This is a genomic window from Polaribacter sp. 11A2H (genome assembly GCF_011379025.1).
Taxonomy (GTDB): domain Bacteria; phylum Bacteroidota; class Bacteroidia; order Flavobacteriales; family Flavobacteriaceae; genus Polaribacter.
In genome coordinates, this window is record NZ_WTLD01000001.1 from 159,681 (window position 1) to 185,497 (window position 25,817).

Annotated in this window: 22 protein-coding genes; 17 read left to right on the forward strand and 5 right to left on the reverse strand. The window is 30.0% G+C overall.

The genetic code is table 11. The annotated features are described in order from the left end of the window. Window positions 1–52 precede the first annotated feature (52 nt). From GQS58_RS00735 to GQS58_RS00750, 4 genes are all read left to right on the forward strand, one after another. Window positions 53–4,465, forward strand: coding sequence for a translocation/assembly module TamB domain-containing protein (locus GQS58_RS00735; RefSeq protein ID WP_166381883.1), 4,413 nt, complete (start codon window positions 53–55; stop codon window positions 4,463–4,465). A 225-nt stretch (window positions 4,466–4,690) separates the two neighbouring features. Then, window positions 4,691–5,674 carry a 6-phosphofructokinase gene (gene pfkA / locus GQS58_RS00740; protein ID WP_166381885.1) on the forward strand — a complete coding sequence of 328 codons (984 nt, stop codon included), beginning with the start codon at window positions 4,691–4,693 and terminating at the stop codon, window positions 5,672–5,674. A 26-nt stretch (window positions 5,675–5,700) separates the two neighbouring features. Further along, window positions 5,701–6,702 (forward strand): type I glyceraldehyde-3-phosphate dehydrogenase, encoded by a 1,002-nt coding sequence (gap, locus tag GQS58_RS00745; protein WP_166381887.1) that lies wholly within the window; start codon window positions 5,701–5,703, stop codon window positions 6,700–6,702. A 97-nt stretch (window positions 6,703–6,799) separates the two neighbouring features. Further along, a complete protein-coding gene (locus GQS58_RS00750) occupies window positions 6,800–7,168 on the forward strand; it encodes a methylglyoxal synthase (RefSeq protein WP_166381889.1) in 369 nt (122 codons plus the stop codon). On the opposite strand, the gene GQS58_RS00755 is transcribed toward GQS58_RS00750, so the two are convergent. Next, the gene (locus tag GQS58_RS00755; RefSeq protein WP_166381891.1) at window positions 7,161–7,541 is read right to left on the reverse strand and encodes a RidA family protein; all 381 of its coding nucleotides are present in this window, start codon (window positions 7,539–7,541) and stop codon (window positions 7,161–7,163) included. The genes GQS58_RS00750 and GQS58_RS00755 overlap by 8 nt on opposite strands. Window positions 7,542–7,658: 117 nt before the next feature. After that, window positions 7,659–10,319: a putative LPS assembly protein LptD gene (locus tag GQS58_RS00760; RefSeq protein ID WP_205860346.1), complete on the reverse strand. Its 2,661-nt coding sequence runs from the start codon at window positions 10,317–10,319 to the stop codon at window positions 7,659–7,661. A gap of 93 nt (window positions 10,320–10,412) precedes the next feature. Between GQS58_RS00760 and GQS58_RS00765 the strand changes: the two genes are divergently transcribed. From GQS58_RS00765 to GQS58_RS00825, 13 genes are all read left to right on the forward strand, one after another. Beyond that, complete coding sequence (locus tag GQS58_RS00765; protein WP_166381893.1) at window positions 10,413–11,504, forward strand: N-acetylmuramoyl-L-alanine amidase; 1,092 nt, start codon at window positions 10,413–10,415, stop codon at window positions 11,502–11,504. Between the two features lie 54 nt (window positions 11,505–11,558). Next, window positions 11,559–12,527, forward strand: a complete 969-nt coding sequence (locus GQS58_RS00770; protein WP_166381895.1) for an MlaD family protein — start codon at window positions 11,559–11,561, stop codon at window positions 12,525–12,527. 23 nt (window positions 12,528–12,550) lie between these two features. After that, window positions 12,551–13,867 (forward strand): (Fe-S)-binding protein, encoded by a 1,317-nt coding sequence (locus GQS58_RS00775; protein WP_166381897.1) that lies wholly within the window; start codon window positions 12,551–12,553, stop codon window positions 13,865–13,867. A gap of 177 nt (window positions 13,868–14,044) precedes the next feature. Continuing rightward, complete coding sequence (locus tag GQS58_RS00780; RefSeq protein WP_166381899.1) at window positions 14,045–14,824, forward strand: (Fe-S)-binding protein; 780 nt, start codon at window positions 14,045–14,047, stop codon at window positions 14,822–14,824. 23 nt (window positions 14,825–14,847) lie between these two features. Then, window positions 14,848–15,351, forward strand: a complete 504-nt coding sequence (locus GQS58_RS00785; protein WP_205860347.1) for a PH domain-containing protein — start codon at window positions 14,848–14,850, stop codon at window positions 15,349–15,351. After that, the gene (locus tag GQS58_RS00790) at window positions 15,344–16,843 is read left to right on the forward strand and encodes a PH domain-containing protein (protein ID WP_166381901.1); all 1,500 of its coding nucleotides are present in this window, start codon (window positions 15,344–15,346) and stop codon (window positions 16,841–16,843) included. The genes GQS58_RS00785 and GQS58_RS00790 overlap by 8 nt, the downstream gene beginning before the upstream one ends. Then, window positions 16,834–17,745, forward strand: a complete 912-nt coding sequence (menA, locus tag GQS58_RS00795; protein WP_166381903.1) for a 1,4-dihydroxy-2-naphthoate octaprenyltransferase — start codon at window positions 16,834–16,836, stop codon at window positions 17,743–17,745. Before GQS58_RS00790 ends, menA begins: the two co-directional genes overlap by 10 nt. A 27-nt stretch (window positions 17,746–17,772) precedes the next feature. Next, the gene (locus GQS58_RS00800; RefSeq protein ID WP_166381905.1) at window positions 17,773–18,450 is read left to right on the forward strand and encodes a metal-dependent hydrolase; all 678 of its coding nucleotides are present in this window, start codon (window positions 17,773–17,775) and stop codon (window positions 18,448–18,450) included. Between the two features lies 1 nt (window position 18,451). Further along, complete coding sequence (locus tag GQS58_RS00805) at window positions 18,452–18,976, forward strand: SRPBCC family protein (protein ID WP_166381907.1); 525 nt, start codon at window positions 18,452–18,454, stop codon at window positions 18,974–18,976. 105 nt (window positions 18,977–19,081) lie between these two features. Next, window positions 19,082–20,119 carry an o-succinylbenzoate synthase gene (locus tag GQS58_RS00810; protein WP_166381909.1) on the forward strand — a complete coding sequence of 346 codons (1,038 nt, stop codon included), beginning with the start codon at window positions 19,082–19,084 and terminating at the stop codon, window positions 20,117–20,119. 2 nt (window positions 20,120–20,121) lie between these two features. After that, the gene (locus GQS58_RS00815; protein ID WP_166381911.1) at window positions 20,122–21,087 is read left to right on the forward strand and encodes a CPBP family intramembrane glutamic endopeptidase; all 966 of its coding nucleotides are present in this window, start codon (window positions 20,122–20,124) and stop codon (window positions 21,085–21,087) included. Continuing rightward, entirely contained in the window at window positions 21,084–22,202 is a 1,119-nt protein-coding gene (locus GQS58_RS00820; RefSeq protein ID WP_166381913.1) for an AMP-binding protein, read from the forward strand. The genes GQS58_RS00815 and GQS58_RS00820 overlap by 4 nt, the downstream gene beginning before the upstream one ends. Window positions 22,203–22,632: 430 nt before the next feature. After that, window positions 22,633–23,121 carry a thioredoxin family protein gene (locus tag GQS58_RS00825; RefSeq protein WP_166381915.1) on the forward strand — a complete coding sequence of 163 codons (489 nt, stop codon included), beginning with the start codon at window positions 22,633–22,635 and terminating at the stop codon, window positions 23,119–23,121. Window positions 23,122–23,182: 61 nt separating this feature from the next. On the opposite strand, the gene GQS58_RS00830 is transcribed toward GQS58_RS00825, so the two are convergent. The 3 genes from GQS58_RS00830 to GQS58_RS00840 all read right to left on the reverse strand — a co-directional run bounded on the left by GQS58_RS00830 (window position 23,183) and on the right by GQS58_RS00840 (window position 25,785). After that, window positions 23,183–24,283, reverse strand: a complete 1,101-nt coding sequence (locus GQS58_RS00830) for an OmpA family protein (protein WP_166381917.1) — start codon at window positions 24,281–24,283, stop codon at window positions 23,183–23,185. A 110-nt stretch (window positions 24,284–24,393) separates the two neighbouring features. Then, entirely contained in the window at window positions 24,394–25,290 is an 897-nt protein-coding gene (locus tag GQS58_RS00835; RefSeq protein WP_166381919.1) for a Ppx/GppA phosphatase family protein, read from the reverse strand. A 6-nt stretch (window positions 25,291–25,296) separates the two neighbouring features. Then, window positions 25,297–25,785: a SixA phosphatase family protein gene (locus tag GQS58_RS00840; protein ID WP_166381921.1), complete on the reverse strand. Its 489-nt coding sequence runs from the start codon at window positions 25,783–25,785 to the stop codon at window positions 25,297–25,299. Window positions 25,786–25,817 lie beyond the last annotated feature (32 nt).

The window sequence follows — 25,817 nt, forward strand, 5'->3', positions numbered from 1 at the left end:
AAAGATTATCAAAAAAGTAGGAAAAATAATACTGAAATGCCTTGGGTACTTTGTGCTCTTCTTGCTGTTCATTTTTATTTTTATTTCTATACCTGCGGTACAAACAAAGTTAGGTAGTTATGCCACTCAAAGACTTAATGAAGATTTTAATACACATATCTCTATAGAAAAAATAGATTTATCATTTTTAGGTAATATTCAATTAAAAGGAGTGGATATTAAAGACCATCATCAAGATACTTTAATATATGTAAAAAAATTATCGAGCTCCATTTTAAATGCCAAAAATTTTTTAGATAATAAAGTAAATCTTGGTAGTATTTCTCTAGATGGAGCTTACGTTTATATGAAAACCTATAAAGGAGAAAAAGACGATTCTATGTCTATTTTTATAGATAATTTTAATGATGGTTCTCCAAAAGATTCTCTCTCCAAACCTTTTATATTAAAATCTGATAACGTTTATGTAAGCGATTTAAATTATAAATTGATTAACGAAAATAGTAACAGTCCTGTTTTATTTTCTGCAAGTAATGGAGGCGGAAATTTACAGGATTTATTAGTGTATGGACCCGATTTTTCATCGAATATAAGAGGACTTTTTTTTGTAGATAATAGAGGTTTAGAAGTTACCAACTTAACCACCGATTTTTCGTATTCTAAAACGGAAATGCATTTTGTAAAAACAACATTACAAACTAGAAAATCTAAAATTAAGGCTACAATAGCTTTTAAGTATAAAAGAAAAGATTTAATTGACTTTAATAATAAGGTAGATATTACTGCGGCTTTTACTAAAAGTACTATTTCTATTCCAGATTTAAAGAAATATTATACGGAGTTATATGGAAACGACATTATTACTTTTACTGGAGATTTTAAAGGAAAGTTAAATAACTTTTCCTTAAATAATCTTTGGTTAACCTCTAATAAAGGAATTAAGGTAGTTGGTGATTTAGATTTTGTAAATGCGGTAGATTTTAAAAAAGGTTTTATTTTTAAAGGTAATTTAAGAGATGTAACAGCTACTTATAATGACTTAAAAAGTATTTTACCTAATGTTTTGGGTAAAACACTACCATCGGAATTTGTAAAATTTGGACAATTTACTTTAAAAGGAAAAGTACATGTTACATCAAAAGAAATTAAAGCCAATTTAGATTTAAAATCTGAAATAGGTAATGTTATATCAGATTTACAAATTTCTAATATAGACGATATTGATTATGCCGCCTACAGCGGAAAAATAGCCTTAAATAAGTTTGATATTGGTGCGTTATTCAATGATCCTTTATTTGGTAAAGTTTCTCTAAAAGGAGATGTAAAAGGGAGTGGTTTTAAGCTAGAAAATATTAATACTTCTTTTATAGGTACGGTTGCAGAGCTCAATTTTAAAAATTATACGTATAAAAATATTGAAGCAAATGGTCAATATCAAAATAATAAATTTGATGGAGATTTAAAGATAGATGACGTTAACTTTAAAATGAAGTTTAATGGGTTGGCAGATTTGTCTACAGATATAAATAAGTTCGATTTTAAATCTAATATAGAATACCTAAACTTAAAAGAAACAAAACTTTTTACAAGAGATAGTATAGCTGTTTTAAAAGGTAATATTGAATTAGATGTAGAAGGAAACACGTTTGATGATATTACCGGTAAAGCCACTTTTACAAACATTTTATACACAAACCAAAAAGAAGAATTTAATTTTAAAGAATTTAATGTTATATCTTCTTTAAAAGATAGTATTAAAACAATAGAGGTAGTGTCTAAAGATATTGCAGAAGGGTATTTGTCTGGTAAATTTTCATTTTCAGAATTGTTACCCGTTGCGCAAAATGCTTTAGGTAGTGTTTATACAAACTATAAACCTTTTACTGTAGCACCAAATCAGTTTTTAGATTTTAATTTTACAATCTATAATCAAATTGTTACGGTGTTTTTTCCTGAGATTTCTATTGATAATAATACAAAGATAAAAGGTAAAATAAAGGCAGATAAGAACCAATTAAGGTTAACGTTTTCTTCTCCAAAAATAGAAGCTTATGGCAATGAGGTAAAAGATATTTTGTTAAGAACAGACAATCAAAACCCACTTTATAACTCTCATTTAACGGCATCTGAAGTAAATACAAAATATTATAATATTTCTAAACTAAACTTATTAAGTTTAAACCAGAATGATACGTTATATTTTAAATCAGAATTTAAAGGAGGTATTAAAAAGAACGAAGATTTTAACCTCGATTTTTTCTACACCTATAATCCGGAAGGGAAATCTGTAGTTGGTTTCGAAAAATCATCTTTTATATTTAAAGAAAATACATGGGAGATTAATCCAGATTCATTAAATAAAAATAAAGTTACTTTCAATATCAAAGAAAATGACTTTGATTTTAGTCAGTTTAAATTTACCTCTGGCGAGCAAAAAATAGCGTTTTCAGGTAGTTTAAAAGGAGATTCAGAGAAAGTGCTTGTAGCAGATTTTACAAAGGTAGAATTAGAGAGTTTTTTACCTAAAATAGATAGCCTTGCATTAAAAGGAGTTTTATCTGGTCATGTAGATTTTGTACAAAGTAAAGGAGTTTACAACCCGGAAGCATTACTTTCTATAGCTAATTTTCAAGTTAATAATTTTAAGCAAGGAGATTTATCTTTAAATGTAAAAGGAGATAATTCTTACGAAAAATATCAAGTAGATTTAGCTATAAATAATGAAAAAGTAAAAAGTATTGCAGCTACTGGTTCTTTAGATTTTTCAGAAAAAAGGCCCTTAATAGATTTAGATGTTTATTTAGAAGAATTTGGATTAGATGCATTTAGTCCGCTAGGTCAAGACGTTTTATCCTCTATAAGAGGCACTGCCAATGGAGATTTTTCTTTAAGAGGTTTCTTAGGTAACCCCGAAATGGAAGGAACTCTAACGCTTAAAAATGCAGGTTTAAAGTTTCCGTATCTTAATGTAGATTATGATTTTGAAGGAGAGTCTATAATTAGTTTACAAGAACAGTCGTTTATTTTTGAAGAAGTAAGACTGGTAGACACCAAGCATAAAAGTCGTGGAAGACTTATTGGAGATATTACCCATTTAAATTTTAAAAAGTGGTTTTTAAATATCGAAATAGAGAGTAATAATTTATTAGTTTTAGACACCAAAAACACAGATGAATCACTCTATTATGGTTCTGCTTTTATTGATGGATCTGCTAGTATTACTGGTTTAACAGATCAATTAACCATAGATATTAATGCCAAAACAATGCCTGGAACCGCATTTGTTGTTCCTTTAAAAGATATAGAAACCGTAGATAGTTATAATTTAATCCATTTTAAAACGAAGGAAACCGGAATTCAGGAAAAACAAAAAGAGGTTGCCTTAGAAGCAATAAAAGGACTGTCTTTAAATATAGATTTAGACGTAACAAGTGATGCAACCGCACAAGTAGTTATAGATGAGGTAAATGGAAGTCAGTTAACCGGTAGTGGTAAAGGAAATTTAAGAATAGAGATAAATACACGCGGTAAATTTAACATGTTTGGCGATTATATGATAGATACTGGTGTTTACGATTTTAAATATGGAGGTATTGTAAGCAAACCATTCTTAATACAAAAAGGAGGTACGGTTTCTTGGAATGGAAACCCGTATGAAGCCAATTTAGATGTCACCGCAATTTATAAAGCAAAAGCGAATCCTGGGGTTTTATTGCAAAATTTTAATTCTAATAGAAAAATTGAAGTAGATTTAGTAACAAAAATTACAGGAGGTTTATTTAGTTCTAAACAAGATTTAGACATTCAATTAACAAATGTAGATCCATCGATTGCGAGTGAGTTAGAGTTTATTTTAAATGATAATAATGTAAACGAGAAAACAACCCAATTTATATCATTACTTGCTTTTGGTAGTTTTGCAAACCCAGATAGAGCAGATTTTAATGCAGGAGAAACTTTTTCTAATACAGCTTCTAGTGCAGTATCTGCTGCTTTTTCTAGCTTATTAAATAATCCTGATGGTAAATTTCAATTAGGAGTAGATTATCAACAAGGAAATAGTGGTACAGATATAGGAAGTTTATATACCGATAATCAGGTTGATGTTTCTGTAAGCACACAGTTAGGAGATAAAGTGGTTATTAACGGAAAAGTGGGAGTGCCTGTTGGTACACAAACGCAATCTAGTGTTGTTGGTGAGGTAAAAGTTGAAATTCTATTAAATAAAGAAGGTAATTTTAGAGGTGTTATTTTTAATAGACAAAACGAAATACAATATTCTACTGAAGAAGAAGGCTATACGCAAGGTGTAGGACTTTCTTATCAGGTTAATTTTAATACACTTTCTGGCTTGTTAAGAAAAATTAAAGGAAAGAAAAGAGTTGTTAGAGAAAACGAAACTTTCATAAAAAGAGATTCTACCTTAAGATTAAAGGATAAATTAATAAATTTTGAAGGAAACTAATAAACTTACAATTTATTAAAACAAAAGTGATTTTTATCATTTAATTTTTTTGAGTTCATGGTTATTTTTGCGTCTTAAAAAATAATAACAAAACAATAATGTAAACCATTAAAATATTTAGAAAAAATTAGCTACTTTTCACTTATAATAACGAAAATTAGCCTAAAACGATTTCGTAATTTTATTATTTTAAATGGTTATAAAGCAGTAAATTTACATCAGGATATGAAGAAAATTAAAAAAATAGCAGTTATGACTTCTGGAGGAGATGCTCCAGGAATGAACGCCGCAATTAGAGCAGTAGTAAGGTCTTGTGCCTATTATAGTTTAGGTTGTGTAGGTATATATAGAGGATATGAAGGCTTAATTGAAAATGATCTTGTAGATTTAAATGCAAGAAGCGTTCATAATATTATTAACAAAGGAGGAACAATCTTAAAATCTGCTAGATCTAAAGGATTTAGAACCAAAGAAGGTAGACAGAAAGCTTACGATAACTTAATAGAGCGTGAGGTAGATGCATTGGTTGTTATTGGTGGAGACGGTTCTTTTACAGGAGCAGTTTTGTTTAACGAAGAGTTTGATTTCCCTGTAATAGGTATTCCAGGTACTATCGATAATGATATCTTTGGAACATCCCATACTTTAGGATATGATACCGCTTTAAATACGGCAGTAGAAGCAATTGATAAAATTAGAGATACAGCATCTTCACATAATAGACTTTTCTTTGTTGAGGTTATGGGGCGTGATGCCGGTTTTATCGCTTTAAACGCAGGTGTTGGAGCAGGAGCAGAAGAAATCTTAATTCCTGAAGAAGATTTAGGATTAGATAGATTATTAGAATCTTTAGAAAGAAGTAGAAGAGCAGGTAAATCATCTAGTATTGTAGTCGTTGCAGAGGGAGATAAATCTGGTAGAAACGTATATGATCTTGCAAAATATGTAGAAGAAAACTTGCCAGAATATGACGTTAGAGTTAGTGTTCTTGGGCATATGCAAAGAGGTGGTTCACCTTCTTGTTTCGATAGAGTTTTAGCAAGTAGACTAGGCGTAAAATCAGTAGAGTTATTATTAGATGGCAAAACCAATTTAATGGTAGGTTTACAAGATAATAAAGTAATTTGTACAGATATAAAAATAGCAATTGCTGGTGGGCATTCTATAAACCACGAGTTGCTTAGAATTTCTGATATTATAACAACATAAAAAATAATTAATTAAAAACTAGTAAAATGATTAAAATAGGAATTAACGGATTTGGTAGAATTGGAAGATTAGCATTCAGATCTGCAGTAAATAGAAAAGACATACAGGTAGTAGGAATTAATGATTTACTAGATGTAGATTATTTAGCTTACATGTTAAAATACGATTCTGTTCACGGTGCATTTGATGGAACTGTTGATGTAAAAGACGGTAAATTAGTTGTAAACGGAAACGAAATTAGAATTACAGCAGAAAGAAACCCAGCAGATTTAAAATGGGGAGAAATTGGAGCTGAATATATTATTGAATCTACAGGGTTTTTCTTAACAGCAGAAACTGCAGGAAAACACTTAGAAGCTGGAGCTAAAAAAGTAGTTTTATCTGCACCATCTAAAGATGATACACCAATGTTTGTAATGGGTGTAAATAACAAAGAATTAAAAGCAGATACTAAGATTTTTTCTAACGCATCTTGTACTACAAACTGTTTATCTCCTATTGCTAAGGTATTAAATGACAACTGGGGAATCTCAGAAGGTTTAATGACAACTGTACACGCTGCAACTGCAACTCAAAAAACTGTTGATGGTCCTTCTATGAAAGACTGGAGAGGTGGACGTTCTGCTATTGGTAACGTAATTCCTTCTTCAACTGGAGCTGCAAAAGCTGTTGGAAAAGTAATTCCTGCTTTAAACGGAAAATTAACTGGTATGGCTTTTAGAGTTCCTACTATGGATGTTTCTGTTGTAGATTTAACTGTAAAGTTAGAAAAACCAGCAACGTATGCTGAGATTTGTGCTGCAATGAAAGCTGCTTCAGAAAGTGATGCAATGAAAGGTGTTTTAGGATACACTGAAGATATGGTAGTTTCTCAAGACTTTGTTGGAGATACTCGTACTTCTATCTTTGATGCTAAAGCTGGTATCGCTTTAAACGATAACTTTGTAAAAGTTGTTTCTTGGTATGATAACGAAATGGGTTACTCAACTAAGATTGTAGACTTAATAGAATATGCTGCTTCTTTGTAAGATAAAGTAGTTTATACATAAATAAAAAGCCTGATAGAATTAATTTTCTATCAGGCTTTTTTTTTATCTTTATAGTAAATAAATTTAATACTATTTTATGGAAATAGCAATTATAGCACATGATGGTAAAAAAGCAGAAATGGTTCAGTTTTTAAACGAACATAAAGAAGTTTTGCTTAAAAAAAATATAAAATTAGTTTCTACAGGAACTACAGGTTCCAAAGCAGAAAAAGCGGGTTTTGTAGTTACAAAATTCTTATCAGGTCCTATTGGAGGAGATGCACAAATTGCAGCAAGAGTTGCAGAAGGAAAATGTAATATGGTCTTGTTTTTTAGAGATCCTCATGCAAAACACCCTCATGAGCCAGATATTATAATGTTGTTAAGAATTTGTGATGTACACAATGTTCCGTTAGCAACAAACCCTGCATCTGCAGATTTATTAATGAAGGCAATTGCTATTTAATAGCAATTGCACTAATTTCTACATTTACAAACTTTGGTAAGTTTGCTACTTCTACAGTTTCTCTTGCAGGAGCTGTCTCTTCATTAAAATAGTTTCCGTAAATAGCATTTATTTCTCCAAAATTATTCATATCAGAAATAAAAATAGACGTTTTAATGACGTTTTCGAAAGTCATATCAGCAGCAGCTAAAACTTCTTTTAGGTTTTCCATAACTTGAGTTGTTTCTTCTTTTATGGAAGATAAAACCAATTCTCCTGTTTCTGGATTAATTGCAATTTGACCAGAAGTGTACAACGTATTTCCACTTAATACTGCCTGATTATATGGTCCTATTGGAGCTGGTGCTTTACTTGTTGTTATTATTTTTTTCATTGGGTTGTATGTTTCTAAATTATTGCATTCTAAAGCTACAAAGTTAATACGTTTTAACGATTGTTACTATAAGGTAGTCTAAGTTTTTTAGATTAGAACACTGAACACTAAGTAGTATTAAAACAGTCTTCTATCTGCAGGTTTGCTTTTATCCCATTTAAGATCTGATAATACAGAAGATTTTACACCAATAAAAAACGTGTAAGAAGAATTTGTACCAAAAGGAACCCAGTTAAAATTAAATTGCCAGCTATCTAAATCTCTAGTGAAATTAAATCTAGAAAATGTAAAAGCACCTCCTTTAACATCGTAACCAGAAGAATAGCCCATTTTCCATTTTGGAGAGAGTTCTAAGTTACCACTAAACATAATACTATGCACACCAATAGTACCACCGTCTATACCATTATTCGTATAATTAGTAGAGTAGGCTAAATTTATAGACCAAGGGATATCTGCTCTATATAACTTTGTCTCTTTCTTTGTGTTTTTTTCTTCTGTATTATTAGCGTTATTTCTATTATCTCTACCAGTAGGATTAATATCTGCTCCAATAATATCTACATTATTGTCACCTCCGTTACCGCTTTCTTTAGATTTGTCTTTTTTATCCTTGTCAAAATCGGTACTAGATATAGAATAATTTGCAGTTAAATTAGCATTTGTTAATCTTAAAATATTTGCATTATACTCATTAATTCTTACACCATCGCTATTTACTTTATAAGGATCCATAGAACCACTTAAATTAATAGATAACTTATCTTTAAATAAACGTGTTCCTGCAGAAAAACTAACAGGAGACCATCGTAAACTATCGGCAGCAATATTATAAGAACTGCTAAAGTTTAAATTATTTAAAAGAGTTATTTTTTCATCTTCCTCGTCACTATCTGGGTCTTTGGGAGCAACCTTTGCTTCTAAAACGTTGTTTAAAGTAATACCTATAGAATTACTTAAGCCAGAAGACGGAGCACCATAAATACCTTGGTCATAAGCAGTGTAATCTAATAAATCGGTGGCATCTGCACTTTGCTGTACTTGTTTTATGTATTTATCCTTAAAATCGGGTCTGTAAGAATAAGAAATAGATGGTCTAAAGGTATGTCTAATAGTTTTTAATCTTCCTTTCTTAAAATTAAAAGTACCATAGATGTTTGTAGATAAACTAACACCAGCATTGTATTCTCTATAGCTTTTAAAGCCCCTAAGAGTGTCTGTAACAACAACATTTTCTGTTACATCATAATCTTTCTGAATATAATCAAACTGCCAAGTTTCTTCATAATTAGCACTTGGTGATAATGTAAAGTATTTAAATGCTTTTATATTTGTACTAGTTCCTGTTTTATGCTGCATTCCAGATCTTGCTGTTTCAAACATTTTTGGTGTAAAAAACTCATCATCTGTAGTGTTAATTAAATACTGGCCTTGCATTGTGTAGTTAAAACCCATTTTTTGAATGGGTGTTTTCTGAATGCCATTTTTTCCCGCAAACGGATATATTCTACTCATATTTACAGTTAAGGATGGCAATGTCATTGTAATCGCTTCTGTATTTGTATTTTGTTGATGACTAGCAGTAAGGTTCATGTTAAATGGCGTACCAACAAAAGTTTTGCTATAATTTATTGAAGAGTTAAATGTGTTTGTTAACGTCTGTGCTATGTTATACTGGTTTTGAGATTCTCTAAAAAACTTACTACTACCTAAGTTTACAGAAGCAGAGAATCTAGAGTTAGGACTCGCCTTAGCATCTTGACTGTGAGACCATCTAATATTAAAGTTGTTAGATTTACTATAAGTATCGAAGCCTCTAATTCCGCTGATATTATTTTCGAAGTTTAAACTAAAAGAACCGTTAAAGCGATACCGCTGCCTGTAGTTAGAAGATATTCTAGAACCCCAACTTCCGTTTGAATAGACATCAGACAAAACTGTTAAATCCATATAATCACTAATCGCAAAATAATAACCACCATTCTGAAAACCAATACCTCTATTACTACTTCCAGTATCAAAAGACGGAATTAAAAATCCAGAAACACTTGTTTCTGTTATAGGAAAATAAGCAAAGGGTAAATAGATTGGGGTAGGTATGTCTGCTAAAACTAAATTACTAGTACCCACAATTATCTTTTTTCCAGGTACTAATTTAGCTTTGTCAGTTGCAATGTAATAATCTGGATTTTTCTTTTCTGAAGTAGTAAAACGTATATTTCTTACATATATAGTAGAATCATTTACACGCTTGGTTTTTTCTCCATACGTAAACATTTCTCCTTGTTTTGTTTTTAATCCATAAATTAAAGCTCTTTTACTCTTAAAATTATAGATAATAGAATCTTGTTCAGATTCTTGACTGCCTTGTTTAAAAATAGGACGTTGAACGTAACCAGTACTATCTATGATTCCTTTTGCAAAAAGAGTGTTTTTCTTATAATCAACAACAATTATACCTGCTTTTAAATCGATATCTGTATAGGTGATATTTGCTTCGTTATAAAGTGTAACCGTTTGGTCTTTTGCATTTTGTATGGTGTAGTCTGTAGCAACATGCACAATAATGTCTTCTATAGTTTCCTTAAGTTTTATAGAGTCTAAAGAAATTGAATCTGTTTTTTTTAATGCTAAAGAATCTCTCTTATTTTTAAAAAGAGAATCTTTCTGAACATTAGTAATTGCTGTTTTATCTTCAGATTCTAGTGCTTGTGAAAAGCCTATTTCTATAAAAAAGATACCGCAAAATAAAAGAATGTATGATAGGTTTGTTTGCAATGCTTTAAATGCTATTTTTGTATAAAGGTTAAAAGTATGGCTCAATATTTGAAACACCAAATTTACGATGCCAAAATTAGTTAAATTTTATTGATGCAAATTAAAGAAAATCACAAAATTAATATCAAAGTAAGAAATCTTTTATTTTTTCTCTTTGCGTTCTCATTTTTAATGAATCCATCATTACTATTTGGGCAAAAAGAATACGTAGTTGTTATTGATGCTGGTCATGGTGGTAAAGATCCTGGAAACCTAGGTAACGGTTACAAAGAGAAGAATATAGCGTTAAAAGTTGCGCTACTTGTAGGAGGAAAATTATCTAAGACTAAAGATATAAAAGTTGTTTACACTAGAAGTGACGATGTTTTTATCGATTTATGGAAAAGAGGAGAAATTGCAAATCATGCAAAGGCAGACTTGTTTCTATCTATTCATTGCGACTCTCATACGTCTAATGCATATGGTGCGGGTACTTTTGTTTTAGGTTTAAGAGGTAATAAAAAGAACTTAGAAATTGCTAAAAGAGAAAATGCTTCCATTTTTTATGAAGATAATTATGAAGAGAAGTATAAAGGATTCGATTCTAATTCTGCAGAATCTGTAATTGGCTTATCTCTATTACAAGAAGAAAACTTAGATAGAAGTTTAACTATTGCCAGTTTAATTCAACATAGTTTTACCTCTAAATTAAAAAGACATGATAGAAAAGTAAAGCAAGATAACTTTCAGGTTTTAAGAGAAACTATTATGCCAAGTGTTTTGGTAGAATTAGGTTTTTTAACCAATAAAACAGAAGGTAGATATCTAAATTCTAAAAAAGGTCAAGAACAAATGGGAACTGCCATTACAGCAGCTGTTTTAAAATATTTAGGTAATTTAAAACTAAATACAGTAAACAACAATGTGTCAGAAAGCAAAGTAGTAGGTAATGTTGAATACAAAGTGCAAGTTGCCTCTGGAAGAAATAAAATAGAAACAAAAGCATACAATTTTAAAGGTTTAAGAGAAGTAGAGCGAGTTGCTGTAGGTAGTTATTATAAATATTATTTTGGAAACACTTCTAACTATTCTAATGTAAAACAATCTTTAAAGGTTGCAAAAGGTAAAGGGTATACTTCTGCTTTTATTGTTGCTTTTAAGAATGGTGAAAAAATTTCTGTACAAGAAGCGCTTAAAATACAATAGATTTGATGGTCTCAACCAAAAATTATTAGTAGTTTTGTTATTAAACTTTTATGGATGTCTAAAGAATTAAAAACAGGAATTGTTGCTATTGTTATTATATTCATATTTATATGGGGATATAACTTTTTAAAAGGTCAAAACTTGTTTGATGGAAATACCCGTTATTTTAAAGTAGAATACACCAATATTGGTGGTTTAACGAAGTCTAGCTCAGTAACTATTAATGGGTTAAAAGTAGGTAAAGTTATAGATATTGCTTTTAATCAATCAGATGATAAAAAAGGGCAATTAGTCGTTAATTTTGCTATTGAAAAAGATTTTGAATTCTCTAAAACTAGTGTTGTAAAAATATATTCTCCTAGTCCTTTAGGTGGCTCTAATTTAGCTATAATACCAAATTATGATGGTGAAATGGCTATTTCGGGAGACTATCTTAAAGGTCAAATAGAATCTAGTTTATTTACTTCTATTGGAGAGCGTTTAGATCCTATACAAGCTAAGTTAGAAATGGTAATGGTAAGCGCAGATTCATTATTTAAAAATGTAAATAATGTGTTAGATACAAACACACAAAAGAGTTTAAAAAACTCTGTTACAAGTTTAGAAACGACTTTAGGTGAAGTTCAAAAAATGATGTTATCTGTAAATGGAATGATAGATGCTACTTCTTCAGACCTAAAAGAAAGTGTACAAAACACCAAGAAAATTACAGAAAATTTCGCAAAAGTGTCTGATACTTTAGCAAATGCAAATATTGGAGCTGTTATTAATAAAGCAGAAATAACATTAAATTCTGTTAATTTAATGTTAGCTGGTATTCATGCTGGTAAAGGTACCGTTGGTAAATTAATTACTGATGATGCGATGTATAATAACTTAACTTCTATGTCTAAAGAGTTAGAAAACTTATTAAGAGAAATGAAAATGAATCCTAAGAGGTTTGTACATTTTTCTTTATTCGGAAAAAAAGCAAAACCTTATACGCCTAAGAAAGAGACCGAATTACAAGAAGAAAACAACTAATTTTATATAAACTACTAACTAATATGCAATACCTACCCAACATAATTTTTGCTTTAGCCTTAGCTTTAGGACTTAGTTTTTTTGCGATGAACATTCGTAAACTATTAAGAAATATAAAATTAGGAAAAGAGGTTAATCGTACAGATAAAAAGCCTGAACGTTTAAAAAATATGTTGATGATTGCTCTTGGGCAATCTAAAATGGTAAAAAGACCTTTTTCAGGATTTCTTCATATTGTTGTGTACGTTGGTTTTATTATTATAAATATAGAAGTTTTAGAAATTATTATTGATGGGCTATTTGGAACTCATAGAGTTTTTAAAGGACTTATAGGTAATGGTTTATACGGTTTTTTAATTGGTGTTTTCGAGGTATTAGCAGTCTTAGTTTTTGTAGCTGTTATTGTTTTTTGGTTGCGTAGAAATATATCTAATATTAAACGTTTCTTAAGTAAGGAAATGAAAGGTTGGCCTAAAAACGATGGAAATTATATCCTTTATTTCGAAATGGTGTTAATGACCTTGTTTTTAGTGATGAATGCTACAGACGCTAGTTTTCAACAAGCAGGAATTGGAAATACAATCAGTCAGTTTATAGCGCCTTTATTTGATGGGTTTTCTCCAGAAGGGTTACACGCAATAGAAAGAACTTGTTGGTGGATTCATATTTTAGGGATTTTAGTTTTCTTAAACTATTTATATTACTCAAAACATTTACACATCTTATTAGCGTTTCCAAACACCTATTTTGCAAACTTAAATCCTAAAGGTCAGTTTACAAATTTAGAATCTGTTACTACAGAAGTAAAGTTAATGATGGATCCAGATGCAGATCCTTATGCTGCACCAGCTGAAGGAGCAGAAGATACAGTTCCAGAAAAGTTTGGCGCATCTGATGTTGCAGATTTAAATTGGGTACAATTATTAAATGCCTACACCTGTACAGAGTGCGGTAGATGTACATCATCTTGTCCTGCAAACCTTACCGGAAAAGAATTATCACCAAGAAAAATCATGATGGATACTCGTGATCGTTTAGAAGAGGTTGGTAGAAATATTGATGCTAATAAAGGCGTTTTTGTTGATGATGGTAAGCAATTATTAAACGATTATATTTCTCCAGAAGAACTTTGGGCTTGTACAAGTTGTAATGCTTGTGTAGAAGAATGTCCTGTAAATATAGATCCTCTTTCTATTATTATGGATATGAGAAGGTATTTGGTAATGGAAGAAAGTGCAGCGCCACAAGAGTTAAATATGATGATGACAAACATCGAAAATAATGGAGCGCCTTGGCAATACAATCAGCAAGACAGATTAAACTGGGCTAACGAAGAGTAAAAAATAGTTGGCAATTTACAGTTGTAGTTTTCAGCGAAAAGCTGTGGTTTTCAAAATTAGTATTCAGTAAACAGTCTCAGTTTTCAGTTCCTGTCAGTTCGAGTGAATTTAAGAGGAACGAATAAATTTGTATCGAGAACATACGATTAATCATTTAAACGAATAAACATCAAAGTTATGAACGTACCAACAATGGCAGATATGATGGCTCAAGGTAAGCAACCAGAAGTGTTGTTTTGGGTTGGCGCAGCAGGAAGTTATGATGATAGAGCTAAAAAAATATCGAGAGCATTTGTAAAAATATTACATCAAGCTAAAGTAGATTTTGCTGTTTTAGGAACGGAAGAATCTTCTACTGGAGATGCCGCAAAAAGAGCAGGAAATGAATTTTTGTTTCAGATGCAGGCAATGATGAATATTGAAGTGCTAAATGGTTACGAAGTAAAAAAAATAGTTACTTGCGATCCGCATTCATTTAATACTTTAAAAAATGAATATCCTTCTTTAGGAGGAAAATATGAAGTTTTCCATCACACACAATTCATACAAAATTTAATTGCAGAAGGGCGTTTAAAAATTGATGATACTACTTTAAAAGGGAAAAGAGTAACGTTTCACGATCCTTGTTATTTAGGTAGAGCTAATGAAGTGTATGAGTCTCCTAGAGAACTTATAAAAAGATTAGGCGTTAATTTAACAGAAATGAAACGCAATAAATCTACAGCATTGTGTTGTGGAGCTGGTGGAGCACAAATGTTTAAAGATGCAGAAAAAGGGGATAAGGAAATTAATGTTTTAAGAACAGAGGACGCTTTAGAAACCAAACCAAATATTATTGCTACAGGTTGCCCTTATTGTAATACCATGATGACAGACGGAATTAAATTTAAAGAAAAAGAAGCAGAAGTTGTTGTTAAAGATATTGCTGAGTTAATTGCAGAAGCTAATAATTTGTAGATAAAAACATTAAAATAATTTAAATGTTTGAAAACGAATTGGTTTCTAATTTACCAAATATTACCGAGATAGCCTTTAAACAGATTCATAAGAATTATTTAAAAGTTATTTTATTTAATGTATTATTAATTTTTACTGCTGCCTTATTAGGGATTTACTTAGCAAGTTATTATAATTTTCTTGAAGGAATTAGTCCTTATGTTTACCTTATCTATATCGCCTTTATAATTGTTTTTATTTTCACAGTACTTTTACTTTACTACGGATTTAAAAAAAGAAAATACGCGGTTAGACAAAAAGATATTTCTTATAAAAGTGGTCTGTTCTACAAAAAAATAACAACAGTACCGTTTTCTAGAATTCAGCATATAGAAGTAGATGAAAGTCCTTTTTCTAGGTTTTTTAAATTGGCTTCCTTAAGTGTTTTTACGGCAGGAGATAGTAGTGATGATTTAGAAATAAAAGGAATTACCAAAAAAGAAGCTATAGAAATAAAAGAATTTATCAGCCAAAAAATCAATGAATAACACGTTTGATTTTAGCCAATTCTCTAAGCAATCTAAAAAAGGAATACTTGTAATTTATCTTAAATTACTGTATAAAGTATTAAAAGCTTTTTGGGTTTTGCTATTCCTATTTATTCAGAAGTTTTCTGAGCTTAACGAGAGTACATTTTTCTATATCTATTTGGGACTCGGGTTTTTGTTCTTATTTTTTCTGATTAGAGCTTTTTTGATTTATGAAAACTTTCAGTTTAAGGTTCAAGATAATCACTTTATCTTAAAACAAGGAATTTTAAACAAGACAAATACTTCCATTTCTTTTGATCGAATTCAGAATATTAATTTTAAGCAAAATATTATTCAGCAAATTATTAATGTTCATGAAGTTAATATAGAAACTGCTGGGTCTAATAAAACAGAAATTTCTATAAAAGCATTGTCTTTTCAAAAAGCAAAAGCACTTAAAAGTGAACTTTCAAGTTACAATTCTACAGTAATAAATGAGGAAGAGGTTAAAGAGAAACCTTTTTTAAAAATAAGTTTATTAGAATTGTTAAAGGTTAGTTTAACAGAAAATCACCTGCAAAGTTTACTTATTTTTCTAGCATTATTATTAGGTCTTTATCAGCAGTTAGAGCAATTATTTAGCGGTATTGGAAAAGATTATTTGCTAAATGAATATATAGAGAAGAGTGGTAGTTCGTTTCATAAAAGCGTATTTGTATTTATTGTGCTCTTTATTTTACTCGTTTTTATAGCCATTTTAAGTTCTTTTGTAAGAGTGTTTTTATTTCATTTTAATTTAACTGTTTTTATAAAAGACCAGAATTTTGAAATCTATCAAGGATTGCTTACCAAGAAATCTATTATTTTAAAAAAGGATAAAATTCAAAGTATTACTGTTTCTACAAATCCAATAAAAAAGATTCTAGGCATTTCCTTTATCACATTTAAACAAGCTGTTAGTGGTGAAATTGGTAAAAAAAACAAAGATAAATTAATACGAATTGTTGGTTGTAAGAGAACTCAAGTTAATAAGATTAAAGAACTGCTTTTCAATTTTTCTGAAGTAGATCATTTAGAAAAAAAGCAGGTGCATGTTTATTTAAAAAAGAGAATGTATTTTTTGTCTTTTATACTTTTGTTGATATTAAACGGAGCTCTTTATCTTACTTTTTTAGACAAATTGGTTTTCTTAGGGAATGTTTTATTGGTTCCTTTGTTTATCCTTTTTGTCAATTTAATTTTCAATAAAAGATTCTATAAAATAAGCGATGATGTTTTGTTAGTTGGTTCTGGAAGTTTTGACACTCATTTAACATATTTACCGTTTTTTAAGGTTCAAAATATTAAAATGATGCAAACTTTTTTTCAAGAAAGAAATAAGGTTGTAGATTTGGTCTTTCAAACCGCTTCTGGAGAAATTAAACTTCCTTGTATAGAAAAAAGCGAGGCGATAAAAATTTACAATTATACTTTATTTAAAGTGGAAAGTAGTACAAATTTATGGATGTAAAAAGTTACGTAAAAGCAGCACGATTAAGAACCTTACCTTTATCGGTTTCAGGAATTATTGTTGGATGTTTTTTAGGGAGTGATCAATTAAATAATCAAGTTTCAATTTTAGAATCTCCTATTTTTTGGTTAGCAATTTTAACCACTATTGGTTTTCAAGTATTGTCTAATTTTGCAAACGATTATGGAGACGGAATTAAAGGATCCGATAAAAATAGAACAGGAGAAGCACGTATGGTTTCATCAGGAGCAATTACTCCGAAACAAATGAAATTAGCCATGATAATTACAACAATTATCACCTTAATAATTGCTTTAGTGCTTATTTACGTTTCTTTTGGTAAAGAAAATTTTGGGTATTCTATACTGTTTTTAGGTTTAGGAATTGCCTCAATAGCAGCAGCTATAAAATATACAGTTGGTAATTCAGCCTATGGATATAGTGGTTTTGGAGATATTTTTGTTTTTCTATTCTTTGGATTACTAAGTGTTGTAGGTAGTTATTTCTTATTTACAAAACAGATAGATTTTACTGTTTTTCTACCCGCAATATCTGTTGGGTTGCTAAGTACGGCGGTTCTAAATCTAAATAATTTACGAGATAGGGAAGAGGATCAAAAAAATAATAAAAATACGCTAGTGGTAAAATTAGGAATATTAAAAGCAAAAAAATACCATTATGGATTGATTTTTGGTGCTTTAATTACTGCTTGTGTGTATACTTTTTTAGATTTTAAAACTGTTTATCAACTTATTTTCTTAATGGCTTTTGTGCCGTTACTTAAAAACGTAAAAACTGTTGCAAACAACACGGTACCTTCGGAATTAGATAGTGAATTAAAGAAAGTAGCATTGAGTACTTTTTTGTTTGCAATTCTTTTTGGAATTGGACAAATATTGTAAATTAGAATTCAATTATAATTGTAAGATATGAAGATTAAATATTTAGGGCATTCTTGTTTTTCTATAGAAATTAATAAAGTAACTATTTTAATAGATCCGTTTATTTCGGGTAATGCATTGGCTTCTCATATAGATATTTCTAATTTGAAAGCAGATTTTATCTTATTAACCCATGCGCATCAAGACCATGTTTTAGATGTAGAAGTAATCGCAGAAAGAACAAAGGCGGTGATCGTTTCTAACTATGAAATAGCCATGTATTATGGCGCAAAAGATTTAAAGATACATCCATTAAATCATGGTGGAACTTTTAAAACGGAGCAATTTTCTGCCAAATACGTAAATGCAATTCATACTTCTTCTTTTGTAGACGGCACGTATGGCGGTGAGCCAGGTGGTTTTGTTATTTCATCTAAAGATAAAAACTTATATGTTGCAGGAGATACTGCTGTTACCATGGATATGAAATTAATCCCTTTAACAACAAAACTTGATGCGGCTATTTTTCCTATTGGAGATACGTTTACAATGGGAGTTGAAGATGCAATTATTGCAAGTGATTTAGTGGAGTGTACCAAAGTAATAGGCTGTCATTTTAATACTTTTCCACCAATAGAAATAGATGTTAATGAAGCAAAATCTAAATTTACAGCAAAGAATAAAGAGTTGGTTATATTAGAAATAGGAGGAAATATAAATTTATAAAATGAAAACAATAAAAGTAATATTAATAATTATCTCTACCTTCATAGTGATTTTTTTACTAACAGGTTTAATTGTAAAAGAAACAACGTATACCGCAGAAGTGTCTATAAATAAGTCTGTAGACGAGGTTTTTACAGCTTTTAATAATTCTGAGGATGTAAATAACTGGATTCCAGAAGTACAGTCTTTTGAGGTTGTTAATGAAAATCCTGGAAAAATAGGAAGTATCTATAAGCTAGTAGTTCTAAATCAAGGTCAAGAGATTACAATGACTGAAAAAGTATTGGCGTATGTACCCAATGAAAAAGTAACCTTGTTTTTTAATGCACAGGGTATGCTTAAAAAAGACGATTATATTTTTACAGAAAAAGACGGGGTTACAACCGTTACTTTAAATGCCAGTTGCCAAAGTGATACTTTTTTAATGGCTTGTATTTTTCCATATTTTAAAGGAACATTCATGGAGCAAGATCAATCTTATTTAGATAATTTTAAAGCTTTTGTAGAAGATAAAAAAGAAGATTAATTCTTCTTCTTTCGTTGAAAAGACCATTAATAGTATTTTATTGGCTGTTGTAAGGCACAAAAAAGTCGGTATTCATATAAATATTTTTATAAAAAATAAATTCTTTTGATACACGCTACTCACAAAAAATATACGCTCAATTTTAAAAATCCAAGTGGTACTTCTCGAGGAATTTTAAGAACCAAAGAAACGTGGTTTATTATTTTAGAACAAAATGGTAAAACAGGTATTGGAGAAACTGGTTTGTTTAGAGGTTTAAGTATAGATGATGTAGTTAATTATGAAGAAAAACTAATTTGGGCTTGTAGGAACATTAACAAAGGTTTGTCTTGTTTACTTAATGAGCTACGTGAGTTTCCGTCTATACAATTTGGATTAGAACAGGCTTTTTTATCACTTAAAAGTGACGATCAATTTAATTTATTTCCATCAGAATTTATAAAAGGAAATGAATCTATTGCTATAAACGGCCTTATCTGGATGGGAGAAAAAGCATTTATGAAAAAGCAAATCAAAGAAAAATTAGAAACTGGTTTTTCTTGCATCAAAATGAAAATTGGTGCTATTGATTTTGAAGCTGAAATTGCGTTATTAAAATCAATTAGAAAAGAATTTTCTTCCAAAGAAATAGAATTAAGAGTAGATGCAAATGGTGCTTTTAATCCTAAAAATGCATTAGAAAAATTAAAACGGTTATCCGAATTAGAAATTCATTCTATAGAACAACCCATTAAACAAGGGCAAGTGCAAGAAATGGCTGCATTGTGTGCTAAAACACCTTTGCCAATTGCATTGGATGAAGAGTTGATTGGTATATTTTCATCCGAAGAAAAAAAGCAGTTATTACAAACAATTCAACCTCAATTTATCATTTTAAAACCGAGTTTGATTGGTGGTTTTGCGGGGAGTTTAGAATGGATTAAATGTGCAGAAGCAATAAATGCTGATTGGTGGATTACCTCTGCGTTAGAAAGTAATATTGGATTGAATGCTATTGCGCAGTTTACACATACATTAAAAAGTAATTTACCACAAGGCTTAGGTACTGGCGGTTTATTTACAAATAATTTTACAAGTCCGTTAGTTGTTAAAAACGGAACGTTACAGTATAATCCAGCACAAAAGTGGAATTTTAATTTATAAACATGAATTACATACAACAAGCATATAAAGGAAAAAGTGAATGGTTTCATTGGGTGTTAACCATTATAGTTGTTTTTGTTGGCTGGCAAATTATTGGTGTATTGCCTTTAACAGCCATAGCTATTATGCATTCTGCAAATTTTTCTGAATTTATTGCCGCTGGAGAAAATAATTTTATGACATTAGATATCGATAAAAATCTCTTCCTTTTTTTTATGATTTTGATGTTCATATTTGGTCTTATTAGCCTTATTATTGGAGTCAAATATATACATAAAAGAACGGTTACATCTCTAGTAACGAGTAGGAAGAGAATAGATTGGAAACGTTTTTGGTTTGGTTTTATTCTTTGGGGAATTATCTCTTCTGTAGTAATTATGTTGGGTATTTATTTATCTCCGGATAATTATGTGTGGAATTTTAAAGCGATTCCTTTCTTTACCTTATTAGCTGTTTCTTTTTTGTTTTTACCTTTTCAAACTTCGTTTGAGGAATTACTTTTTAGAGGGTATTTTATGCAAGGTTTGGGTATTTTAACTAAAAATAGATGGTTCCCATTAATTTTTACTTCGGTTTGTTTTGGCTTGTTGCATGGAGCAAATCCGGAGGTGGAGAAACTAGGATACATTTCTATGGTTTTTTACATTGGTACGGGTTTCTTTTACGGAATAACTACTTTAATGGATGAAGGTACTGAGTTGTCGCTAGGTTTACATGCTATTAATAATATTGTAGCGGCATTTTTTGTAACGACCGATTGGACGGTTTTTCAAACAGATGCTTTGTACGTAGATACTTCAGAACCTTCTGTAGGATGGGAAATGTTTTTTCCTGTCTTGGTTTTATATCCAATACTATTATTCATTTTTTCAAAAAAATATGGATGGAAAAATTGGAAAGAAAAATTAACGGGTAAGATTACTAAACCGGTTAATTTAAAAGAAAATTATAGAATTTTAGAAGATTGAAAATAGATAAGTTTCATACCAGCTTTCAATTAAATGAGGTTTCATTTGCTTCTGTAAACGAAATTCTTTCGTATGCATCTCGTTTTTCAGTTGAAATTCACCATTTTTTAAAAACTTGGTTTTCTGAAGAAGCATATATTACGGTTAAAACTTCTGGCTCTACAGGTATTCCAAAAGATATAAAATTGGAAAAAAGTAAGATGATGAATTCTGCTTTAGCAACTGGTGCTTTTTTTGAGTTAAAAGAAAATACAACAGCATTATTATGCTTACCTACAGAGTATATTGCCGGTAAGATGATGTTGATACGTGCTTTAACTTTAGGCTGGCAATTAGATATTATATCTCCAACATCTTTTCCACTACGTGGGATGAAAAAACTGTATGATTTCTCTGCAATGGTTCCGTTACAGTTAGAGAATTCTATCAATTCATTACATCAAATTAAGAAATTAATTGTTGGTGGAGGCGTAGTTTCTAATCAATTACAAGATAAAATTCAGAGCTCTAGTTGTAGTGTTTTTGCTACTTACGGGATGACGGAAACCATTACTCATATTGCCGTTAAAAGGTTGAATAACTTTTCTTCATTACAAAACAATGGTCATAAAAAATCTTCACATAAGGACTTTTATCAAACACTACCAAATGTAGAAATTTATAAAGATGTTAGAAACTGTCTGGTAATTAAAGCACCAAAGGTTTCTAATGAAGTAATTTTTACAAATGATATTATTCAATTAGTTTCAGAGAATCAATTTGAATGGTTGGGGCGTTTTGACAATGTAATAAACTCTGGAGGTATAAAATTACATCCCGAAAAAATTGAAGAAAAATTATCAGAAATCATCAGTAAACGTTTTTTTGTTGCAGGGGTTTCAGACGAACAACTAGGACAAAAACTTGTATTAATTATAGAACATCCTTTTATTACAAATAAAATAAAAGGTGAATTAAAATTGAAAATACAGCAATTAGAATCATTTACTAAATTTGAATCTCCAAAAGAAATTTATTTTGTAGCTAAATTTATAGAAACAGAAACTAATAAAATTAGACGTAATAAAACCTTAGACTTGCTAAAAATGAACCCAGGTTCAGTAGTTCGTTTTTAATATTTAATAATTTTATACCATTGTATCTGAAAGCTAATTTTTATACAATTAAGATTCATATATTAATGCTAGAAGTTTCTTAACTATTTAATAATTTTATATTATTCTAATCATATTTTTAAATTTAATGTAATTAATAACTAAATGTGCTTGTTTTCTTAAAATATTGTTAAAATTTTTATATATTTGTTCTTATTCTGAAGATAAGATGTAATAATTAAATTGGGGGATTGAATTTATTATATTCGAAGAATAACCTAAGGTCGTAATTTTTTAATTACGGCTTTTTGTTTTTTACAAATCATTTTCTTCACCAGATTTCTTTTTCAAATTGAAAGATGAACCTTTTTTTAAGGCCTATTTAAGGTAAAATTTCTTTGGAGTTTTTTTTATGGTATTATTTTTGATATTTTTGATGAAATTAATATTCATGAAAAAAGTCATTTTAAGTTTTTCTATTTGTTTTTTATCAGCTACATATATTATAGCACAAGAAAAGCCAGTAGAAAAGCAAGAAGTTAAGATACAAGAATCATCTTCTATAAAGTGGGAGCCTTCTTTTAATGAGGCTTTAAAGAAGTCTAAAAAAGAAAATAAGCCAGTACTTATTTATTTTACAGGATCAGATTGGTGTGGCCCCTGTAAGGTTTTAGATAAGAATCTTTTTCATTCAGAAAAATTTAAGGCTATAGCAGATAAAGATTTAGTTTTATATGAAGCAGATAGTCCTAGAAATATAGATTTAATTTCTGCGGAGATGTTAGAGGTAAATAATGATTTAAAAAGAAAATTTAAAATAAGATCATTTCCTACGTTAGTATTTGTAAATCATAAAGGAAAAATGATTGGTTATAAAAAAGGTTTAATTCTTACAGATTATTATTATCCTTTTATTCAGTCTGTTATAGAGAATTATTAAAGCAAAAAAAAACCGAAGCAATTTGCTTCGGTTTTTTTTATATCTTTTTTAAAGAAGATAATTATTTTTCATTCACTACTCTAAACGTAGTTCTTCTATTTGCTCTGTGTTGTGCTTCTGTACAAGAAACACCATCTGCACATCTGTTTGTTAATTTAGCTTCACCGTAACCATTACCAGTTAATTTACTTGGGTTTACACCTTTAGAAATTAAATAGTTAGTTACTGCTTGTGCTCTTCTTTCAGATAAGTCTTGGTTAGATGCTTTGGTTCCTCTTGAGTCTGTATGAGATTCTAAAGCTACAGATACACCTGTTTTTAATACAGGTAATAATCTTGTATCGATAATTCCTTTAGCAGCAGAAGTTAAAGTAGCGCTTCCTAAATTCCAGTTAATTGGTAAAATAGTGTTGTTAACTAATGCACATTCAACTTCTTTCCAAGTTGTTAATCCACCTTTATTAACTAAGATTTCTTTAGTTACAGTTTGGTACTTCGCAGCAACAGTAACTTCTTCTTGCCATGCATCTTTAACTAAAACTGTTTTGTTGATGCTTCCATATTCTGCAGGAATTTCAATAGATTTAGTAGTAGGTGGCGTTACCATTACTTTAGTTGTATATGTTTTATCATATCCAGGAACTTTGTTAGATACAGTACTAGCGTCTTTATCTAATTTAGTTAAAGGTACAGTTACAAATTGAGCAGGAACCGGCACAAAACACCAGTATCTACAATCGTTAGGATCGCTAGACTCACAATCAGGTGCTTTTTCACTCATTTCCCAATTTGCAGAAGCAGCTTTTGTTTCTATCGTTTGAGAATCTGGGTTAAAAGTAGCATTAATTACACTTAATTTGTTTGCGTCTACTTTAGCAGTATAGTTTACTGTTTTGTCTTCCCAAACTGCAGGTACAACAACTAAACGTTGTCCAGCTTCTTTAATTAAAACTCTTTCTGTAACAGTATTGTATTCTGCAGGATGTGTAACAATTTTCTTATAAGCCGGAGCCACTTCAATAGTTACATCTTCGTTTTTCCAAACTTCTGGAGTTTTACAACGTACGTAACATTTTCCTGGTTCTGGATTTGTTGGTAAGTCTTGAGCAAATGCTGCTGCTCCAAACATTAATAGTGTAGCACTTAGTAAAATTTTTTTCATAATATACTTGTTTTTGATTTTTGAATTCATGTATATGACACACAATTTTTTAGCAAGTCACAATTTTGCCTAACAAAAATACAAATTATGTTAAAGAAATCATAAAAAAATCACAACTTATTGTAAAATAGGCTTTTAATTATTCCATCAGAAAGTCCAATTTTAGGAACATAAATTTTTCGAGCACCACTCCATTTCATTGCAGACAGGTAAATTTTGGTTGCTGGTATAATAACATCTGCTCTATCTGGGTTTAAACTTAACTCAGAGATACGTTCGTCATAAGTCATTTGTTTTAAGAATTGATATTGAGCATTTAGATAAATATAAGAAATAGGTTTTCCTTCTGCACGTCCAGACATTTTAAATAACTTATTAATGTTACCGCCAGAGCCAATTAAAGAGACTTTCTTTAAATCTTTCGTATTTTTCTTTATCCATTTCTCTACGTTTGTAAAAATTTCTTTGTTTACAGATTTTTTGTTGCTTAACAAACGCACCGTACCCATTTTAAAAGATTTAGAAGTAAGAATTTTACCTTCAGAAAAAAGGGTGAATTCTGTGCTACCACCACCAACATCTACATAAAGATAAGAGCTATCTCCTTGTATTAATTGATTTAGATCTGTAGATGATATTATGGCTGCTTCTTCTTTACCACCTATAATATCAATTTTTACACCAGTTTGATTAAAAATTTTTTCAGCAATTTCTTTTCCATTTTCAGCTTCTCTCATTGCAGAAGTTGCACAAGCTTTATATCTTTCTACACCATTTACATCCATTAATAATTTAAATGCTTCCATAGCATTAATCATTCTGGTAGTGTTTTTTTCGCTAATAATTCCGCCAACAAAAGCATCTGCTCCTAAACGTATGGGCACACGTACTAGAGAAGATTTTTTAAACTGAGGCTCTTTGTCTTCAGATACTATAACGTTGGATATAAGTAATCTAATAGCATTTGATCCAATATCTATAGCACCATATTTTTTAATTTCTAACAAATTATTTTATTTATGGTTTTTAGGGAATTCTATCATAAACGTTTTCCCTTTTTTAATATTTTTCCAATGTTTATCTTCGAACTGAATACCTACAACACCACAAGTTGATACATGCGAAATAGGCTTGTTACCAAACTTATTTACAAAGCTATTGATACCGTGATCATGACTAAAAATGATGGCAGAATTAAAACCATCGTCTAAAGCATTTACTGTTTTTACCAAATAACCATCACTAAAGCTATATAACTGTCTTTTTACTTGAAGGTTAGATAAAGGAAATTCGAAGTTTTCACAAAAAATTACAGATGTATGTAGTGCTCTATTGGCACTACTTGATACAAAAACATCTGGTCTGCCTATTTCTTTTGCTAAGAATTTAGACATTAAATGTGCGTCTTTTATTCCGCGTTTTTTTAAAGGCCTGTCAATATCTTCTATTCCTGAGTATTCCCAAGAAGATTTTGCATGTCTAACAATGTATAAAGTTTTCATTCAATTCTAATTGTTGAGTTGTAAATATAAAA

Excerpts from the sequence above, each read along its gene's own strand:
- GQS58_RS00755 (WP_166381891.1), bottom strand. The coding sequence starts at position 7,541 with ATGAAAAAAATAATAACAACAAGTAAAGCACCAGCTCCAATAGGACCA.
- GQS58_RS00800 (WP_166381905.1), top strand. The coding sequence starts at position 17,773 with ATGAAGATTAAATATTTAGGGCATTCTTGTTTTTCTATAGAAATTAAT.
- GQS58_RS00815 (WP_166381911.1), top strand. The coding sequence starts at position 20,122 with ATGAATTACATACAACAAGCATATAAAGGAAAAAGTGAATGGTTTCAT.
- GQS58_RS00770 (WP_166381895.1), top strand. The coding sequence starts at position 11,559 with ATGTCTAAAGAATTAAAAACAGGAATTGTTGCTATTGTTATTATATTC.
- GQS58_RS00765 (WP_166381893.1), top strand. The coding sequence starts at position 10,413 with ATGCAAATTAAAGAAAATCACAAAATTAATATCAAAGTAAGAAATCTT.
- pfkA (WP_166381885.1), top strand. The coding sequence starts at position 4,691 with ATGAAGAAAATTAAAAAAATAGCAGTTATGACTTCTGGAGGAGATGCT.
- menA (WP_166381903.1), top strand. The coding sequence starts at position 16,834 with ATGGATGTAAAAAGTTACGTAAAAGCAGCACGATTAAGAACCTTACCT.
- GQS58_RS00840 (WP_166381921.1), bottom strand. The coding sequence starts at position 25,785 with ATGAAAACTTTATACATTGTTAGACATGCAAAATCTTCTTGGGAATAC.
- GQS58_RS00805 (WP_166381907.1), top strand. The coding sequence starts at position 18,452 with ATGAAAACAATAAAAGTAATATTAATAATTATCTCTACCTTCATAGTG.
- GQS58_RS00790 (WP_166381901.1), top strand. The coding sequence starts at position 15,344 with ATGAATAACACGTTTGATTTTAGCCAATTCTCTAAGCAATCTAAAAAA.
- GQS58_RS00780 (WP_166381899.1), top strand. The coding sequence starts at position 14,045 with ATGAACGTACCAACAATGGCAGATATGATGGCTCAAGGTAAGCAACCA.
- GQS58_RS00750 (WP_166381889.1), top strand. The coding sequence starts at position 6,800 with ATGGAAATAGCAATTATAGCACATGATGGTAAAAAAGCAGAAATGGTT.
- GQS58_RS00785 (WP_205860347.1), top strand. The coding sequence starts at position 14,848 with ATGTTTGAAAACGAATTGGTTTCTAATTTACCAAATATTACCGAGATA.
- GQS58_RS00830 (WP_166381917.1), bottom strand. The coding sequence starts at position 24,283 with ATGAAAAAAATTTTACTAAGTGCTACACTATTAATGTTTGGAGCAGCA.
- GQS58_RS00775 (WP_166381897.1), top strand. The coding sequence starts at position 12,551 with ATGCAATACCTACCCAACATAATTTTTGCTTTAGCCTTAGCTTTAGGA.
- GQS58_RS00825 (WP_166381915.1), top strand. The coding sequence starts at position 22,633 with ATGAAAAAAGTCATTTTAAGTTTTTCTATTTGTTTTTTATCAGCTACA.
- gap (WP_166381887.1), top strand. The coding sequence starts at position 5,701 with ATGATTAAAATAGGAATTAACGGATTTGGTAGAATTGGAAGATTAGCA.